Source organism: Candidatus Cloacimonadota bacterium, assembly GCA_016932035.1.
GTDB lineage: Bacteria > Cloacimonadota > Cloacimonadia > JGIOTU-2 > JGIOTU-2 > Celaenobacter.
In genome coordinates, this window is record JAFGDR010000064.1 from 1 (window position 1) to 16,987 (window position 16,987).

A 16,987-nucleotide genomic window follows, 5' to 3' on the forward strand; every position below is an offset into this window, starting at 1 on the left:
CTTCATGACTATATTTAATTATTCATCGCGATAAGTTTTTTATAATGTGCTGCGATCCTTTTAATTATTTGTTGGCTTGAATATTGCTTAACTAAGTTTAATGATGCATAGGAGAATTTTTCTTGTATATCAGGATTATTTTTGAGATATACTATCTTCTCAGCAAGCATTTTGGGATCATCAACTGATACCAATAAACCAGTTTTACCATCCTTAACAAGCTCAGGAAGTCCCCCTGTCTTAGATGCAATGACTGGTAATCCTTCAGCATATGCCTCTAATATTGATCCGCCGAATCCTTCTTTCTGAGAAACGAGAATAAATACGTTAGAAGATCGTAAATAGGATCTTACATTTGGTTTGAATCCTAAAAAAAAGATATGTGAAGTTAAGTCTAGATCTTTAATCTTTCTTTCAAAGTATTCTTTGTATTTTCCTTTTCCTAAACAAACAAAGAAGATATCCGGGTGTTTATCTTTTAAAAGATGAGCAGCTTTAATAATTGTCTCATACCCTTTGCCGGGTTCAAGTGCAGCAGCTGTTATGACGACAAATGAATTTTCAGGTATATGCAGTTCATCTCTTAACTGAATATTTTCTCCATCATTTATGTGTAATCTTATACTGCTCGGAATCGTTTTCAATATACTTACACTTACTCCATCAGCGTGCAATGATTCCTTAATATACTCTGAATTGCATAAGATCAGATCGATGATTCTGTTCCTGTACTTTAAAATACTAAAAAGATTCTTCTTGATCGGAAATGGAACTCTCTTCGTAAAAATAAGGATCAAGTTTGGATTGAATAATTTCATTAAAAGACCAAGTGACAGTGCATGAGCTGTATGTGTATGAAGAATGTTGATTTGCAGTTTTCGTGCCAGTCTGACCAATTTATACACTGCAAAAATGTCCATTTCATTTTTCATAACAATTGGAATACAGTTCAGCTCTTGTTCTTTGCATTTCTTTTGCAGCTCAGAATTGAGCTGACAGATTAGGATGGAGAAAATATTGAGTTGTTTCAAACCTTTCTGCAAAAGATAGACCTGGTTCTGTCCTCCCCTCCAGGAAAATGAAGTATCGATATGTAGCGTTCGAACGTTCTTCATGTTAGAATCATATTATCAAAATGCAGCCTATTCATCGAGTAAAATATAATTTTTGAATGTTGCTACCTGCTTACCTCTATTTAAATTATTCTCAAACCAGGTAAGGATTTTATTCTTCGTTTTTTCATGTTTGTATTTTTTTCGCAAAGGATTTGGCTTACCTGTGTACTGAAGTTTATCCCGCCAGTCGAATTCAGATAATTTTTTCTCCATTACTGGTGGATGAGTTCCAGGGAATCTTGCTAATTTATTCAACGGTCCATAATCAAAATAGTTTTCTAGCTTGTCGTAGTGTTCTTTTGCCCTTTTTGTGCCCCAGTGATTTGTGTGGAAGTATCTTCTTTTATTTTGCATGAGATGAGGAGGTCGCACCCAGCCATAATGATATATATGTGCATCGATTAATGCTACATGAAGTTTGTGCGTTCCCTCTTGCTGGCGATAGTGCAGACCATCAAAATGTGGAATTCTTCGGAATGACTGAGCAGATTCCCATGAATGAATGTCTGGATCGTTTCTTATTATACGAATCTCATACGGGTACCAGCCGTGGCTTTTATGATAATGATCATAGTCACCCCAGAAATGATAATATTTAAAGAGCAAGCCTTCTACTTTTTGATTATTTATCATATCTTCACACCGTTTTTGAATTGTAGGTAAATCTTTTTCATGAATAACTTCATCACCTTGCAGATAGAAAAGCCAATCTCCCTTGCAGGCATTCTTTGCAATATCCGTCTGATGTGCATGTTCCATTCCGCGTGGATATTTCTCAATATCCCATTTTGTGTCGATAATTTTTACCTTTTGTGAACCAATTGCTTCTATCTCTTTTCTCGTTGTATCGTCTTCATCACCTTTGCCAACTGCAATCACAAACTCATCGACAATCGGAAGAATGGATTGTATTGATTCAACAATTGGATAGTAAAGTTTGATGCCATTACGAACAAAAGAGAAGCCGCTAATTTTCATATTGGTTCCTAAATCATACAAAATATTATGATGGTAAATAGATGCATTATTTGATATTTTTATTTTGCATTGTTTTCATATGCATTTTAAGGGCAGTTGTTGATATATCAGCAGTTCTATCCAAATACATTACTGTGCAATATTCTTTAAGAAAATCGAATTTCCCTTTCCAATCACTTCCCATCACAAAGATATTAACATTGTGTTTGATAATATCGTCGATTTTCTGCTCCCAGTTATTTTCCGGTATTACTTCATCGACGTATCTAATAGCGCGAAGGATTTCTGCTCTATGCTCATAGGGCTGTACGCATTTTTTGCCCTTAATAAGATTGAATTCATCAGTGGAAACACCAACGATAAGATAGTCACCAAATTCTTTTGCTCGTTTCAATAACCTGAAATGACCATAATGGAAAAGGTCATAGGTGCCGTATGTTATAACTTTAATCATGAGTACTCTTACAATGACTAATAATTTTTAAGTTCTTCGTGTCCATTTAAAACACGGAGACCAGCTTCAGCGAGTGCTTCCATTTCTCCTTCCCCTGGGAATAAATAGATGGGAGCGATAAAGCTGACGCGCTCTTCTATCCATTTTGGAAGGAATTTATCATAAGCAAGACCGCCAGTGATAAAAATTGTATCTACTTTTCCTTTCAGGACCGTTGCGCATGCCCCGATCTCTTTGGCAATCTGGTATGCCATTGCTTCTACGATTTCTCTAAATTTTGTATTTCCCTTTTCGATTTCTTTTTCAATTTCAATACCATTATCTGTTCCAAGATAGCCGATCAAACCACTTCGTTTTGTGAGTATCTTTTCAACTTCACCTTTTGTATATTTACCGGAAAAACACATGTCAACAATTCCTCCAAGTGGAAGTGCACCAGCACGTTGCGGGGAGAATGGTCCCATACCGAGAAGAGCGTTATTTACATCAACGACTTTTCCTTTTTTTATTGCTGCAACACTCACACCTCCTCCCATATGAACACCGATCAAGTTGCACTTCTCAAGAGGTTTCCGGAGTCTTTTTGCTGTCTTTCGCGCAATAGATTTAATATTCAGTGCGTGGAACAAACTTTGACGGGTAATTGATGGCACTCCTGAGATCCGAGCAATATCTTCCATTTCATCAACAGTTATGGGGTCAGCGATCATTGATGGAATAAGAAGCTCATCAGCTAATGATCTTGCAATGAATGCCCCAAGATTTGATGCATGGACCCTTCCCCATATTGATGGATCTTTCAGGTCATTCAACATATTATCGTTTATCTTATATACTCCGCTCGAGACAGGTTTTAAAAGACCTCCTCGTCCCACAACTGCACCAAGAGTATCGAGTTGTATTTTGTTTTCTTCCAAAGCTTTTTCAACAATATTTTTTCTGAACTCGAACTGATCGATTAGGCTTGGGAAAGGTGAGAGTTCTTCAGGTGTATGGTTCAGGGTCTTTTTGAAGACTTCATTTTCATTGTCAAATACTGCTATTTTGGTTGATGTAGAACCAGGATTAACAACCAGAATACGGCAATTAGGCATGCAGCCTCCATTGAAAATTTTTCCACAATTTTAAGATGAGATTGAAGTGGTCAATAAAAAAACCCCGCACTTTGGCGGGGTAAAATATTGGTAGTGAATTTATTTAGAATATGAATCCGAACTCCAGGGTAATAGCGTTTCCGAACGGGAAATCATAATTTGGATCTGTCTTTTTATCACCCAAAGAATCATAATTATATTCTAATTTTACAAATGCACTCTCCATTGGTTTCATATTGAGACCGGCAATAACATTGAAGTCTTTCATCTCGTTCTTAGAGAAGTAACCAATATATGGTTTGATAAGCTTCACATATGGAGCCATGAAACCTTTTTCATAGGTTACAATACTCCAAAGGTAGATGTCGTCAGTAAATTTGTCATTGTCATCAAGAGTATATGCTTGAATATCAAATTTTACCATATTATCCAACAAATAACATACATCTAAACCATAGTCCCACTTGTAGTTTTTATCCTTCCAAGATTTCCATTTATTACCAAAAGCTTCTCTAACTCGAATAGATGCACCAAGTCGCAGGTTTTCAACATAGGTTGTCATTGCTCGAAATCCTACTGTGGAAGGCCAATCAGCAGTTCCATTATTAATACCCATATCAGCCCAATAGAAGCTGAAATAATGCGCTGAACACCAATCAACTGACAGCTTGACCATCAGATCGCTTGCAAACTTATCCTGAAAATATTGGTATGGGGTATGTATACTGATTTGTTTTGATGGAGTTTTGGGGAATGCTCCGAAATCATAATACATCTTACCAAATGAAATTTTTCCAATGATCCAGGGATATTTTTGGAAGTAGGAATAAAAAGTTTCAAAGAGATCGATCGATGCCCAGGCTTGGTTGATAACAAGTTGAGGATTGGGATCAGTAAGATTTTTTAAACCAAAAGAAGTAACATAATTATCACCCTTCCAGCATAGTCTCATATCATTGAAGTGCCAATAACGCTGGTGGGCTTGTGAAGTATAATAAAAACTTACTTCATGCGCCATCAAATATGAACCTACTACAAGGAGAGTGATAAGAATCACGATAAATTTTTTCATAAATGTCTCCTCATCTTTCATATATTATGAAGATTGGATTATCAGTAATCATAACTAAAACACATATCCTGCTTGAAGGGTAAGTTTATCACCTACTCCATCTATTGAGTCGTGGTTGTATTCTAGTTTCATAAATACGTTTTTCATAGGTTTCATATTTAAACCAGCCACAAAGTTATATTCTTTATAACCTTCTTTTGAGAAGTAACCTGAATAAGGTATAGTCTGTTTAACAACTGGAAGATCAAATCCTTTTTCATATGAAAGGATTCCAAAGAAGTGTATTCTTGTATCCTTTTTAGTGGGATCAAACTGGATTTTGAATGCCTGTACGTTAATTTTAACCATTTTAGATATAAGCCAACATACATCAGCACCATACTCGTAGATCTTACCAACATTGGGATAGTCCGTATCACCACTTGGATTAATACCTGACAAAAGGTTCTTCCCACGGAAAGAAGCACCTACTTTCAGGTCATCCATAGTGTAGCTCAAACGGGTACCAATATAAGATGGAGCATCATAGTGCCTATTCCAATTAACAAATCCAGCATCAGCCCAATATGCCTGCCATTTAAGTTCTCCAAACATACCACAGAAGTTAAGCATAACCGCAGAATCAAAATTCATGGGTTGGAAAACACTTACATTCTTTGAAGGAAGAGTTTCAACGTTGCCAAATGGATACCACATCATACCAGCTTTTATGCCAAAAGATTTTCCGCCGAATTTAATCCAGCCTTCATTGATCTGCATAGCTTGCTGAACAAGAAGTGGTGTCAAGTTCAGGTCGATACCATAATTTTTTCCATACCAGTCGAACCGAATACCATTGTCAGTGTAATGCCACATACGTTGGTGGGCTTGACTCGTATAGAAGAAACTTACTTCGCTTGAAATCAGTGCTGAAGTAAGCATAAACATCAAAACAACAAACACTGCAATTTTTTTCATTCATTTCTCCTTTCATTTTTATACATAGAGAATGATTGAATAATCATAATCCCATGTCTTATGATGATTTTCTCTAATTTCTGAATAAATGAATTCTCTTTAATTAGCCAATTTGTGACAAATCAAATATTTGTCAAATTTTTTATATATTTACTTAAAAAAAGCAACCCCTATCGAGAGACGGTGAATATTGTTCAGGTCTGGATTGTTCTCAAAAGCATATTGGAGTGTGTAGTTTCTATATGTGATAAATGCACCAGCAGTAAGATATTCTCTATCTAATCCGCATGCAATTGATAGGAATGGGGCAATATCGAATAAAAGTCCAGCATGTAGATCAAAACTAACCTTTCCCACAGAGAGTTGTGCAGCTTCTTTTCTACCTTCAAAATAAATGTCAGTTTGACAGGAAAGCCGGGATGGAACACCAATAATTGGGAATATAAAGCCGGCACTTGCCCCAGCATAAATATTCGGAGTGACTGTCTCTGTCTCACCATTTTTCCACCAGATTGTCGTGCCGATCGCATCTCGGATATTAATACCAGCTTGAATTGCTTCGCTGAATTTATACAGAATTCCAACATCTAATCCTAAGCCAGTAGCTTTAATATCGCCTATTGTTCGATAAATAAATTTGGATGTTATTCCAAAAGATAGATTATGATAGAGCTTCGATGAAAATGCAAGATATCCTGTGTAGTCTGCATCACTTACATATTTGTAAACATGTGGAGGATTATGCACAGAAATGGTATCATTCGGATCATCCAATTCGGTTAAGGGAATACCTGATATACCTGTTCGTGTGAGAAGAAAGCCAATTTTTTTTGTGTTATCAACAGGATAGACTGCACTAAGAGCATCATACTTTAAATTGCCGGAATATTCTTCCGAATGCATAACATTAAAAGAGAGATTATTGCACCAGTAGATACCTGCTGAATTCCAATATGTTGCAGTTGGATCGTCAGCTACTGCGACAAATGCGTTTCCTATAGCACGAGATTTAACACCAACACCTATATTCAAAAATTCACCCGCATACTTATCCGCAATTAGATTACATGCAATGACAAGCATGCTCATTAGTAGAATAATTTTTTTCATAATACTTTAATATAATCCGATATTATTTTTTTTAATTCACCAGAATCGAAAGATATTGTCAACTTAATTAACTCACCATCTTTCCTGATTGATAGAATTCTTCCCTTGCCGAAGCTGGTGTGTTCGACTCTCTGTCCTACCCTGAACGTATCATCTTTTGTTCCTAAATCAAAGGTCTTTTTTTGTTTTCGATGATTGGACACGGAGCTTGCATCTATCTGAAAATGAGTTAAATCATACATTTGAAAATGAAGAGTATTCATTTCATTTAAAAATCTGGAAGGGAATGAAGACATAGTCGAATCATAATATCTTCGTGATTGGGCATAGGAGATAGATAATTCCTTAATAGTACGGGTCATTGCCACATAAAACAACCGTCTCTCTTCTTCAATATCACCTGAGGATTCCATTGAGTTCCTGTGTGGAATCAACCCATCTTCAGCTCCTACGATAAAAACATAGGGGAATTCAAGTCCTTTGGCATTATGCATAGTCATCAGTGATACAACATCTCTATCAGTATCTGAATAATCGATGTCAGAAACCAGTGAAAGGTTCTGCATGTACTCCTGCAAAGAGGGTTCTTTATCATGAATAGTAATAAAATTTTCGGCAAATTCATCAGTTGATGCAACAAATTCTCTGATGTTATCTGCTTTACTTTCACTTTCAATCGTGTCCTGATGTGTATAAAAATCCAAAATCTCAGTCACATCAACAACTTTCTTCACCAGATTATTGATTGGTTCATTTTGAGACAAATCGACAAAATCATCGATCATCTTTTTGAATAATACAAGATGCTCTTTTGCAGGAGTTGTAAGACTTTCACAGCCTTCAATATTATCTATTACTTCAAGTAATGATTGTTGTCTTTCAACGGCGAAATCCAGAAGGTGAGAAACGGTTGTCTGTCCGATTCCACGTTTTGGGAAATTCACAATTCTCATGAAACTCTCATTATCTTTAGTATTGGCAATTAGTCGAAGATAGGCAACGATATCTTTTATCTCTTTGCGCTGAAAAAAGTTCACCCCGCCAACGATCCTATAATCTATATGATCTTTTATGAACTGAGTTTCAAAAACTCTTGACTGTGCGTTTGACCGATAAAATACTGCAATATCTTTTAATGAGACATTGCGGGTATTTTGTAGTTCCTGGATCTTTTGGGAAACAGTAGCTGCTTCTTGCCTCTCATTTTGAACATTATATAAGGAAATCTGTTTGCCTTCTTCTTTATCTGTCCACAGTTCCTTTTCGTGTCTGGACTGATTATGCGAAATTAACTCATTTGATGCAGAAAGCACACGTTTGGTAGATCTGTAATTCTGTGTCATGCGAATGATGTGTGGTTTGTCATAGTCATCTTCAAATGAAAGAATATTCCCAACATTCGCACCGCGCCAACTATAAATCGATTGATCATCATCACCGACAACACATAGGTTCTTATGTTTTTTTGCGAGCAAGTATGCAAATCTATATTGTGCAAAGTTGGTGTCCTGGTATTCATCGATCATAACATATTTGAATCGATCCTGGTAACGAGCAAGCACTTCTTTATGATTTTCGAATAACTTAACTATATATAGAAGAAGGTCATCAAAATCCACGCCATTATTTTTTATAATATACTTTTGATATGCTTCATAAATTTCAGCCAGGTATTTTCCATAATAGGAATCGTCCATAGAGAATTCATCATATTCAATGAGATTATTTTTTTGGTTTGATATGATATTAAGGATTTTCTTTACCGGGAAATTAGCTTCAGCGAGGTTGATTTCTTTTAACACATTTTTCATAATACGCTGCTGATCAATTTCATCATATATAGTAAAATTCTGTGTAACGGGTAAGTACTGTGATTCACTTCGGAGGATTCGTGCACACATAGAATGAAATGTGCCTACCCATAATGATCGAATATGAATGCCAAACTGATTCTCAAGACGTTCTTTCATTTCATTAGCAGCTTTATTTGTAAATGTTACCGCAAGAATGTTGTATGGACTCACCTTCTTTTCAGAGATAAGATATGCGATCCTATGTACAATACAGCGTGTTTTTCCGCTTCCAGCACCAGCCAGGATCAGAACCGGTCCTTCAGTAGATATAACAGCTTCGCGTTGCTTATCATTAAGCATATCGAGTATTGTTGATGACATATGGTTACTTATTGAGTAATTTGCGAAAATTTCCCTTCCAGGGTATCGTTTTCAAAAACATTGTAAGATGTTATCTTGAACCATACATATTCATGACTTACATCATTCTTGTTAAACGTAGTGTCATTTGGGCTGATGTTTCTTCCCACCCGATCAAACGTGCCAAAATAATTCTCCTGAAAAGCTGCATATATATTGTATCCATCTGAGAGACTATCTTCTTCGGTTCTAGCAATGAACCATTTTACCAAATTGGGATTTACGTTTAATGTATCAATGTGAACAATTGGTGGGGCAAAAACATCAGGGTTTCCTAGAGGATCGAGTGGATTGTTCCGACTCAGAGAGCATGAAATAATAAGGATTCCAGTAATTGTAACTAAAACAAAAAAGAATATATGTCTCTTCATCATTAAAACCTGATTTGTATGCCCTGTGCAGTGACGGTAATTTTTTGGTTCATATATTCGTCATATAATGAGTACCAGAGGTCTCGATTATAATTTTCAGTAGCCTGTATCGTATCGAGGACTGTATAACCCCAGGCGATGATCCATAATCCCATAAGAATACCCGAAGTTCTATATGAAGAATTCGCATCGATATAATATTGATTGATCTCGTCTATTTGATGCGCATTTCTGTATTTTTCATAATAGTCCTGGGATTGATCGTAGTAATAATATGCACTTCCAGCAAGGAGAATTTGAACACCGAGTAAAATTTCACCTTTCAGATAGTTATGTGTAGAAAAGTGTCCCCATCCTGGTGCGATCATAGACTTCAGACAATTTACCAGATGTGATTGCTTCTTATGATTCCACTGATCATATACAACCATGTTCTCCTTGAGTTCATCCCTGAAATCTTTCCAGTTAGATGCACTATTCCATCCGTACTTTATATTCTTTTGCAGGATTGAATCGATAGAGAATCCGTTCTCTTCTTCAGCAAGAAGAGGTACTAAGATCATGCAAAGTCCAACGAAGATCAATATTTTTTTCATGATGATAACAATTCTTCCGATACATCATTGAGAGGAACGACCTTTCCGGTTTCCAATCGCACAAGCCATCGTAAAAAGTAATTTTTTTCTGGAATAACAATTGTATATCGAACTTCATAACTGTTTCGAGTTGCAGTCCTGAATACCTGCCATGGTGTTACCCGGACATCCTGTCGGGAATAGTTTTTTTGTGCATTACTTTCGATCTGTGAAATTTTATCAACAATCATTCCATCTTGATATTGTTTAACAATCTCAATAGCATAATTTTCAGGGTCAGTAGAAATCCTTGTCCAGACATAAGCTTGGTTTATCAGTTCATAAATTTCAGAAATACTGTCTAGTTTATAGGCTTCTGAGTACGAGTCATAAGCAGCAGTATATTCTTCGTTCTCAAATTGAGTATTGCCCTGTTCGACAAGTTGTGCTGCCTGTGCTATTTTTCTTGCGAATTCTTCTGCGCGTGCAATACGGTTTAGTGCTATCTGGTATCCATCAATAATATCAAGGCTTTTTCGATATACTGAAATAGCCTCAACGGTCTGCCTGTCTTCCAGAAGATCATCTCCACGATCGATATAGATCAACGCTAATTCTTCAAGGCGATCATTCACTTTTTCTAATAATGAAGAATTGTAGTTCTCAGCTTGCAGAAGATATGATTGAACGTTATCAAGATCCATGCTTTGCAGGAGTGAAACAGCCCATGTATAATATACATTCCCAATCATGTCTTTGATCTCATTTATGAAATCAGCAGGATAATCGATGTAGATAAAAAGAAGGTCTAACACCTCTGAATAGTATTGATCATCCCAAAGCATTCTGGCTTCATCGATCAGTGTAGGCATAAATACATTTACTATTGTTGTAGCTTGGTTGAAAGCCTCAGATTGAGGAAACCGATCCTGCAGCATTTGATATGTTTCATAAGCAGCATGTATATCTCCGGAAAAATCTGTTTGAATAATGATCTCATCATAGAGAACTTTCGACATCTTATCAGAATTTTGGAGATGATATATAATAAATGAGAGGTAATCTGAAGCTCTTAAAAAATCCTGACCATCAATCGCTTTTTGTGCGACTTTGAAATAACAATTATCAAGTAGGGAATCTGCTCTATCAGAATTAGATAGGAAAAAATATTCAGCTGCTTCGAGATAGTTGTTCTTTTCATATTCCTGCAGCCCAAGCTGATAATAAGCTTGTGACCGAAGGTGCTTTGCCTTTTCTTTGAAAGCAGGATGTTTCGTTGTTAGGATATATTCATCCAATTCTTTAATAGCCTGCGTGTAATTACCTTCCTTGAGAACTTTAACTGATTTCTTATATGATACGTTTGTGCAGGATATCATAAGAAATCCTACAAGTGCGGATAGGAGAAACAATTTAGCGTGTAGTATCATGTGAAGTATTGGTTTTCAGTTGATTACGAGAGATCAAAATTGGAATTTCGTCCAGTTTTCCTCCAAAGAAGATAAACACAAATGCGAAAAGGATCGTTGTAATAAGTACGACCCATTGACTAAAAGTTTCATAAACAATAACTGTTATTAGGACCATGAGTATATTGATGAGATAAACCATTACAGCTGTCATCTTAACAGAACCTGTAGCAGTGCCGATCCTATGAGTCGAATGGTCTTTACCTCCCTGCAGAACACGGCGTCCGTCTCTTCTTCGTGTAATACTGACTAAAGATATATCAAATATAGCATAAGAGAGCAATAACACAGGTAGAAGAAGTGCAAAGTTTTTTGGTAGTTCTGTCAGGAGTACGATACCGAGGACTGATAGGGTATAGCCAATAAGCATACTTCCAGCATCTCCAAGAAAGATCTTTGCAGGATGAAAATTGTGAGGGAGAAATCCAAAAGTAGCACCAATGAAGATCGCTGAAATAAGAGAGATGAAGTGATTGCCGGTAAGAATTCCAAGTGCAAAAAAACCCAATCCAAGTATTGATGCCAGACCAGTGGTAATACCGTCCATGTTATCGAGAAAATTCAGCGCATTCATGAGACCAGCCATCCAGAAAAGGAGTATAGGAACGGTAACAAACCATGGTCCAATTACGTTAATGTATCTACCTCCAACAATGAATATGAGAGCAATTATGAACTGAATAGAAAATTTAATTTGGGGGCTCATACCATACCGATCGTCGAATAAGCCCAGGAAACAAACAAGAATAAGTCCGATAAAATAAAAAAGCGAGCTTGTAAGTAAGGGAACTAGTTTTATACAGATAAAGAAACTAAGGAAGAAAGTAAATATCATTCCGAGAAGAATTCCCAAACCTCCCATAAGAGCAGTAGGATTTTTATGAAATTTTCGTTCCTCCGGTTTATCAATAAAATTCAGTTCTATCGCTACCTTCCGAACAAGGAAAGTAAGCAAGAAGACCACTCCAAAGGATATAGCAAATATAATAAAATGATTCATAATATATAATAAAAAATTAATTGTTTTGATTTACCAGCCCCTACTGATTTTATGTCAATTATTTTGAACCCGATCCTCTATAAAAATTGACGAAATAGTCCTTTTTTTAATTTTATGCCAAACTTAATATGAAGAAAAAAATAATCGTAGCAATCGATGGACCAGCAAGCTCGGGCAAGAGTACAACAGCAAAATTGCTTGCAAAAAAGCTACACTGTATATATGTTGATTCGGGGGCAATGTATCGCGCTGTAGCTCTCTACTTACTCAATCATAATATTAACTTTGATAATAAAGAGAATCTTAAGAAAATCGTTCATCAAATAAACATTGAAATCAAACCTGGTCACAGTTCCGATGAAAACATAATTATACTCAATGGAGAAGATGTTTCCAAGAAAATCCGAGAACCGAAGATCACCAAATATTCATCGACCTTTGCAACAGATGGAATTATCAGGAAAAGAATGGTTGAACTTCAACGAAAAATGGCTGAAACACGATCGATTGTTATGGATGGTAGAGATATCGGCACCGTTGTATTTCCAGATGCTGATTATAAGTTTTTTTTGAATGCTTCACTTGATAAAAGAGCTAAACGTCGATGGTTAGAAGATAAAGCAAGGGGGCATGAACGTAAATCTTTTGAGCAAATAAAGAATGAACTTGCATTTCGTGATAAAACCGATAGCACAAGAGAAATCGCTCCTCTGAGAAAAGCAGATGATGCAATCGAAATAGATACAACAAACCTATCAATTCAAGATCAGGTTGATCTGATCTATAACATCATAAAAAAATGAAATTTCTTTATCGAGCAAGTATCACATTTATCAAAACCCTGATGCATTTTGTGTGGAATATGCGGATCATCGGAATGAATGATATTCATTTTAAAAGTGGATGCATTGTCTGCGCAAATCATCAAAGTGCGTTTGATCCGCCTTTTCTCGGCTCAATTCTTCCGTTTGAGTGTTATTTCATGGCAAAAGCTGAGTTATTTAAAAATAAAGCATTTGGTGCGCTTATTGCATATTTCAATGCAATTCCTGTTCATCGAATGGGTTTTACCCGTGGAACGATCCAAAAATTTGTTTCATTATTGAACAATAAGAAAAATATCATGATCTTTCCCGAAGGAAGTAGAAAATCTTTTTCTGCAAAACCGGGTATTGCAAAGATTGCCTGGGAGACGGATGCTCCCATTTATCCAGTTAAGATTGAAAATGTTGATGACCTGTGGGCTTGTTTCTTTAGAAAAAAACAGCTGCGCTTTATTTTTAGAGAACCATTCTATGCAAAAGAATATAAAGCATTGGTTGCAGAAAGCGAATATAAAAAACTTGCTACAATGATTCTGGATAGGATTAACGGAATTGAAAATGAACATAGAAACAGCTAAACATTCAGGATTTTGTTTTGGTGTCAAAAGGGCAATTCAGATAGCTACAGAAACAGCACAAAGCCATGAAAAAACGGTTACGTTGGGTCCGATCATTCACAATCCTCAGATGGTCGAATATCTTCAGAAGAAGGGTCTTCACTCGATTGATGACATTAATGATATCCAAGATGAGACTATCATAATACGTTCTCATGGCATTACGGCGGATAATTACAAGAAATTAAAAGAGCAAGACAAGAAGATTGTTGATGCCACCTGTCCCTTCGTGAAAAAAGCACAGGAATTTGCGCAAAAATTAATAGAGGATGGTTATCAATTATATATCTTAGGAGAAAAAAATCATCCTGAGGTTGAAGCCTTGCTCAGCTATATTGATGACACTGCTGTCGTTGTATCTAATCCCGATATCGAGTTTCCCAAACCAAGAAAAGGTAGGGTGGCGCTCATTGCACAAACAACACAAAGTGAAGATAAATTTGAACGCCTTGCTTCAAGGCTTTTATCGTATTGTGAAGAACTCCAAATCGTAAAAACTATCTGCAATGCAACCATACTTCGGCAGGAAGCAACAAGAAATTTATCTCAAAAAGTTGACATCATGATCGTCATAGGCGGAAAAAATAGCGCAAATACGACACGTCTTGCTGAAATAGCTCGTGCTGAGGGTTGTAAGACCTATCATATCGAGACCCAGGAAGAGCTAAAAGACGAGTGGTTCGAGGATGTTGAAACTGTTGGGATTACTGCTGGTGCTTCAACTCCAAACTGGATAATACATAGTGTGAAAGAAAAAATAAAAGAAATGAATGAAACGAAATAAGAGGTCTATTTGTTGAGAACTTACAAATTAGGCTTCCTCATCGTGGAGGAACAATGGCTGATAACGTACAAGCTAGAAACAAAGAAAAAGAAATTTCTAAGGTAGAAAAAAAAGAAGAAGTTAAAACAAAGGCAGTGGAAGAGGTTGTTGGGGTTGAAGAAGTGAAGGAAGATAATATTGAGGAAATAAAAAAGGAAATTGTTAAAGGAAAAGATGAAGAGGTTCTTGAAACTCCAGAAGAAGTAGTTGAAGAAGAAAAAGAGGAAATTGTTGTAGAAGAAGAGGAACCTCAGGAAGAAGTTCAACAGGAAGAGAAACCATCCGAAGACGATTCAAACAAAGAAGTTCTGGATGAAGTCAAAGATGAAACTGAAGAAGAAGTCCCGGAACCTGTCGAAGAAAAGGATGAAGAAGAGAAAGAAGTACTTGAAGAAAAAGAGGAAGAAGTTGAAGCAGAACCTGAACCTGAACTAGAAGAAAAGGTTGAAGATACAGTTGAGGAAGACAAAGAAGAACAAGTTAAAGAAAAAACGGAAACTCCAAAACCTGAAGCTCCAAAGAAAAGGGCTACAAAAGCCAAAAAGGAAAAGGAAGATAAAAATGAGGAGATGACCTCACTTGAGAATCAAATCAAGATGTATGAGGAAACCATGGAAACAGTCCGCTCGGGCAATATTGTTGAAGGAAATATTATTCGAGTTGATCAGACCGAGGTTCTTGTTGACATTGGCTTTAAAGCCGAAGGTGTGGTTCCGCTTACAGAATTTGAACCAGACGAGGAAATCAATGTTGGTGATAAAGTATCAGTTTACATCGTCAATAGAGAAGGTAAGAACGGACGTCCGTTCCTTTCAAAGAAAAGGGCTGACATCCAAAAAACCTGGGCAGAGCTAGAAGAGAAATCCTCGAGTAATGATGTTGTCCAAGGAACGGTTTTGAAGCGAGTCAAGGGTGGTCTCATCGTTGATGTGAGTGGTATCAATACATTTCTTCCCGCATCACAAGTTTCCACGAAAACCCTCCCCAATTTAGACCATTTTGTTGGAAAAGAGCTGGATTTCAGGATCATTAATTATAACCGCGATAAAGAAAATATTGTCATCTCCCGCAAGATCGTGATCGAAGAAGAGGTGGAGAAGAAAAAAGAAGACCTGATGGAAAAACTCCAGGTTGATGCTGAAATTGATGGTGTTGTTAAGAATATTATGGAATATGGTGTTTTTGTAGATCTTGGTGGTATTGACGGTCTCCTTCATATTTCCGACATGTCCTGGGGTCATATTACTCATCCTTCTGAAATGCTGAATATTGGCGACAAAATAAAAGTTAAAGTCCTTGATTTCAACAAGGATAACGAAAAAGTATCTCTTGGTCTGAAACAGCTTGTACCTCATCCCTGGAAGAATATTGAGATCAAGTATCCCGAAGGATCCAAGGTCGAAGGCAAGGTTACGAATATTACAAATTATGGCGCATTCGTTGAACTTGAGAAAGGTGTCGAAGGACTTATCCATGTGTCTGAAATGTCATGGACAAAGCAGATTACACACCCCAAGCAAATGTTAAAGGTTGAAGATGCGGTCAATGCAATCGTCCTTAATGTCGATAAAGATGAGCATCGAATTTCTCTTGGTCTAAAGCAGGTTGAACCGAATCCGTGGCTCACGATCGGCGTTACACATCCAGTAGGTTCAACAGTTACCGGAAAAATTAAGAATATTACTAATTTCGGTGCTTTTATGGAAGTTGAAAAAGATATCGATGGGCTTATCCACATATCTGACCTCTCATGGACCAAACGAATCATGCATCCGAGTGAAGTTCTTAAAAAAGGTCAGGAAGTTACCGCAGTAGTTCTTTCCATTGACAAAGTGATGCAAAGGATTGCTCTTGGATTGAAGCAGCTTCAAGATGATCCCTGGGAGAACATCGAAGAGAAATTTCCAATAAACTCAGAGCATGAGATAGAAGTTATTAAGATCATCCCCAAAGGTGCGTTGGTATTAGCTGATAAGGAATCAGAAATCGAGGGATTCATTCCTACTTCTCATCTCGGTATACCGGGATTGGAAGAACCTGAACTTGCTTTCGATCATAATGAAATCATTCCTGTAAAGGTCATTGAGGCTGATAAAGAGAATAGAAGATTGATCTTCAGCGTAAAAACATATTTCTTTGGAAGAGATGAAGAAGAAGTAAATACCTTTGTGCAAGATCATTTAGAGAAGATTAAAGATCGCAGGAAAAAAAGAGAAGAAGCTGCAGTCAAACCTCAGAAAAAAGAAGAAGCACCTATTGAAGATACACCAACCGAAGAAGAGGTGCCTTTACCTGAAGAATAAAGTTATTAGTTA

The 16,987-nt window shown here is 36.7% G+C and carries 16 protein-coding genes; 4 read left to right on the top strand and 12 right to left on the bottom strand.

What is annotated here, in order from left to right; all coding sequences use genetic code 11:
• Positions 1-14: 14 nt before the first annotated feature.
• From JW794_10275 to JW794_10330, 12 genes are all read right to left on the bottom strand, one after another.
• A complete protein-coding gene (locus tag JW794_10275) occupies positions 15-1,115 on the bottom strand; it encodes a glycosyltransferase (GenBank protein ID MBN2018497.1) in 1,101 nt (366 codons plus the stop codon).
• A gap of 27 nt (positions 1,116-1,142) precedes the next feature.
• Positions 1,143-2,093 (bottom strand): hypothetical protein, encoded by a 951-nt coding sequence (locus JW794_10280; protein ID MBN2018498.1) that lies wholly within the window; start codon positions 2,091-2,093, stop codon positions 1,143-1,145.
• Between the two features lie 46 nt (positions 2,094-2,139).
• The gene (gene tagD, locus JW794_10285; protein MBN2018499.1) at positions 2,140-2,547 is read right to left on the bottom strand and encodes a glycerol-3-phosphate cytidylyltransferase; all 408 of its coding nucleotides are present in this window, start codon (positions 2,545-2,547) and stop codon (positions 2,140-2,142) included.
• Positions 2,548-2,564: 17 nt separating this feature from the next.
• On the bottom strand, positions 2,565-3,641 hold the full coding sequence (gene buk / locus JW794_10290; GenBank protein MBN2018500.1) for a butyrate kinase: 1,077 nt from the start codon (positions 3,639-3,641) through the stop codon (positions 2,565-2,567).
• A 103-nt stretch (positions 3,642-3,744) separates the two neighbouring features.
• Positions 3,745-4,713, bottom strand: a complete 969-nt coding sequence (locus JW794_10295; protein MBN2018501.1) for a hypothetical protein — start codon at positions 4,711-4,713, stop codon at positions 3,745-3,747.
• A gap of 54 nt (positions 4,714-4,767) precedes the next feature.
• Positions 4,768-5,670, bottom strand: coding sequence for a hypothetical protein (locus JW794_10300; GenBank protein ID MBN2018502.1), 903 nt, complete (start codon positions 5,668-5,670; stop codon positions 4,768-4,770).
• 150 nt (positions 5,671-5,820) lie between these two features.
• The gene (locus JW794_10305) at positions 5,821-6,780 is read right to left on the bottom strand and encodes a hypothetical protein (protein MBN2018503.1); all 960 of its coding nucleotides are present in this window, start codon (positions 6,778-6,780) and stop codon (positions 5,821-5,823) included.
• On the bottom strand, positions 6,777-8,954 hold the full coding sequence (locus JW794_10310; protein ID MBN2018504.1) for a UvrD-helicase domain-containing protein: 2,178 nt from the start codon (positions 8,952-8,954) through the stop codon (positions 6,777-6,779). Before JW794_10310 ends, JW794_10305 begins: the two co-directional genes overlap by 4 nt.
• Before the next feature lie 8 nt (positions 8,955-8,962).
• Positions 8,963-9,364 (bottom strand): hypothetical protein, encoded by a 402-nt coding sequence (locus JW794_10315; protein ID MBN2018505.1) that lies wholly within the window; start codon positions 9,362-9,364, stop codon positions 8,963-8,965.
• A 2-nt stretch (positions 9,365-9,366) separates the two neighbouring features.
• Entirely contained in the window at positions 9,367-9,960 is a 594-nt protein-coding gene (locus JW794_10320) for a hypothetical protein (GenBank protein ID MBN2018506.1), read from the bottom strand.
• The gene (locus JW794_10325; GenBank protein MBN2018507.1) at positions 9,957-11,369 is read right to left on the bottom strand and encodes a hypothetical protein; all 1,413 of its coding nucleotides are present in this window, start codon (positions 11,367-11,369) and stop codon (positions 9,957-9,959) included. Before JW794_10325 ends, JW794_10320 begins: the two co-directional genes overlap by 4 nt.
• Positions 11,353-12,408 (bottom strand): undecaprenyl/decaprenyl-phosphate alpha-N-acetylglucosaminyl 1-phosphate transferase, encoded by a 1,056-nt coding sequence (locus JW794_10330; protein ID MBN2018508.1) that lies wholly within the window; start codon positions 12,406-12,408, stop codon positions 11,353-11,355. The genes JW794_10325 and JW794_10330 overlap by 17 nt, the downstream gene beginning before the upstream one ends.
• A gap of 128 nt (positions 12,409-12,536) precedes the next feature.
• On the opposite strand from JW794_10330, the gene JW794_10335 reads away from it, so the two are divergent.
• From JW794_10335 to JW794_10350, 4 genes are read left to right on the top strand one after another with little or no spacing between them, the layout of a single operon-like run.
• Positions 12,537-13,211 carry a (d)CMP kinase gene (locus tag JW794_10335; protein ID MBN2018509.1) on the top strand — a complete coding sequence of 225 codons (675 nt, stop codon included), beginning with the start codon at positions 12,537-12,539 and terminating at the stop codon, positions 13,209-13,211.
• Positions 13,208-13,810 (top strand): 1-acyl-sn-glycerol-3-phosphate acyltransferase, encoded by a 603-nt coding sequence (locus tag JW794_10340; protein MBN2018510.1) that lies wholly within the window; start codon positions 13,208-13,210, stop codon positions 13,808-13,810. Before JW794_10335 ends, JW794_10340 begins: the two co-directional genes overlap by 4 nt.
• Positions 13,791-14,633: a 4-hydroxy-3-methylbut-2-enyl diphosphate reductase gene (gene ispH, locus JW794_10345; protein MBN2018511.1), complete on the top strand. Its 843-nt coding sequence runs from the start codon at positions 13,791-13,793 to the stop codon at positions 14,631-14,633. The genes JW794_10340 and ispH overlap by 20 nt, the downstream gene beginning before the upstream one ends.
• A 53-nt stretch (positions 14,634-14,686) precedes the next feature.
• The gene (locus tag JW794_10350) at positions 14,687-16,975 is read left to right on the top strand and encodes a 30S ribosomal protein S1 (protein MBN2018512.1); all 2,289 of its coding nucleotides are present in this window, start codon (positions 14,687-14,689) and stop codon (positions 16,973-16,975) included.
• The last annotated feature ends 12 nt before the right edge of the window (positions 16,976-16,987 follow it).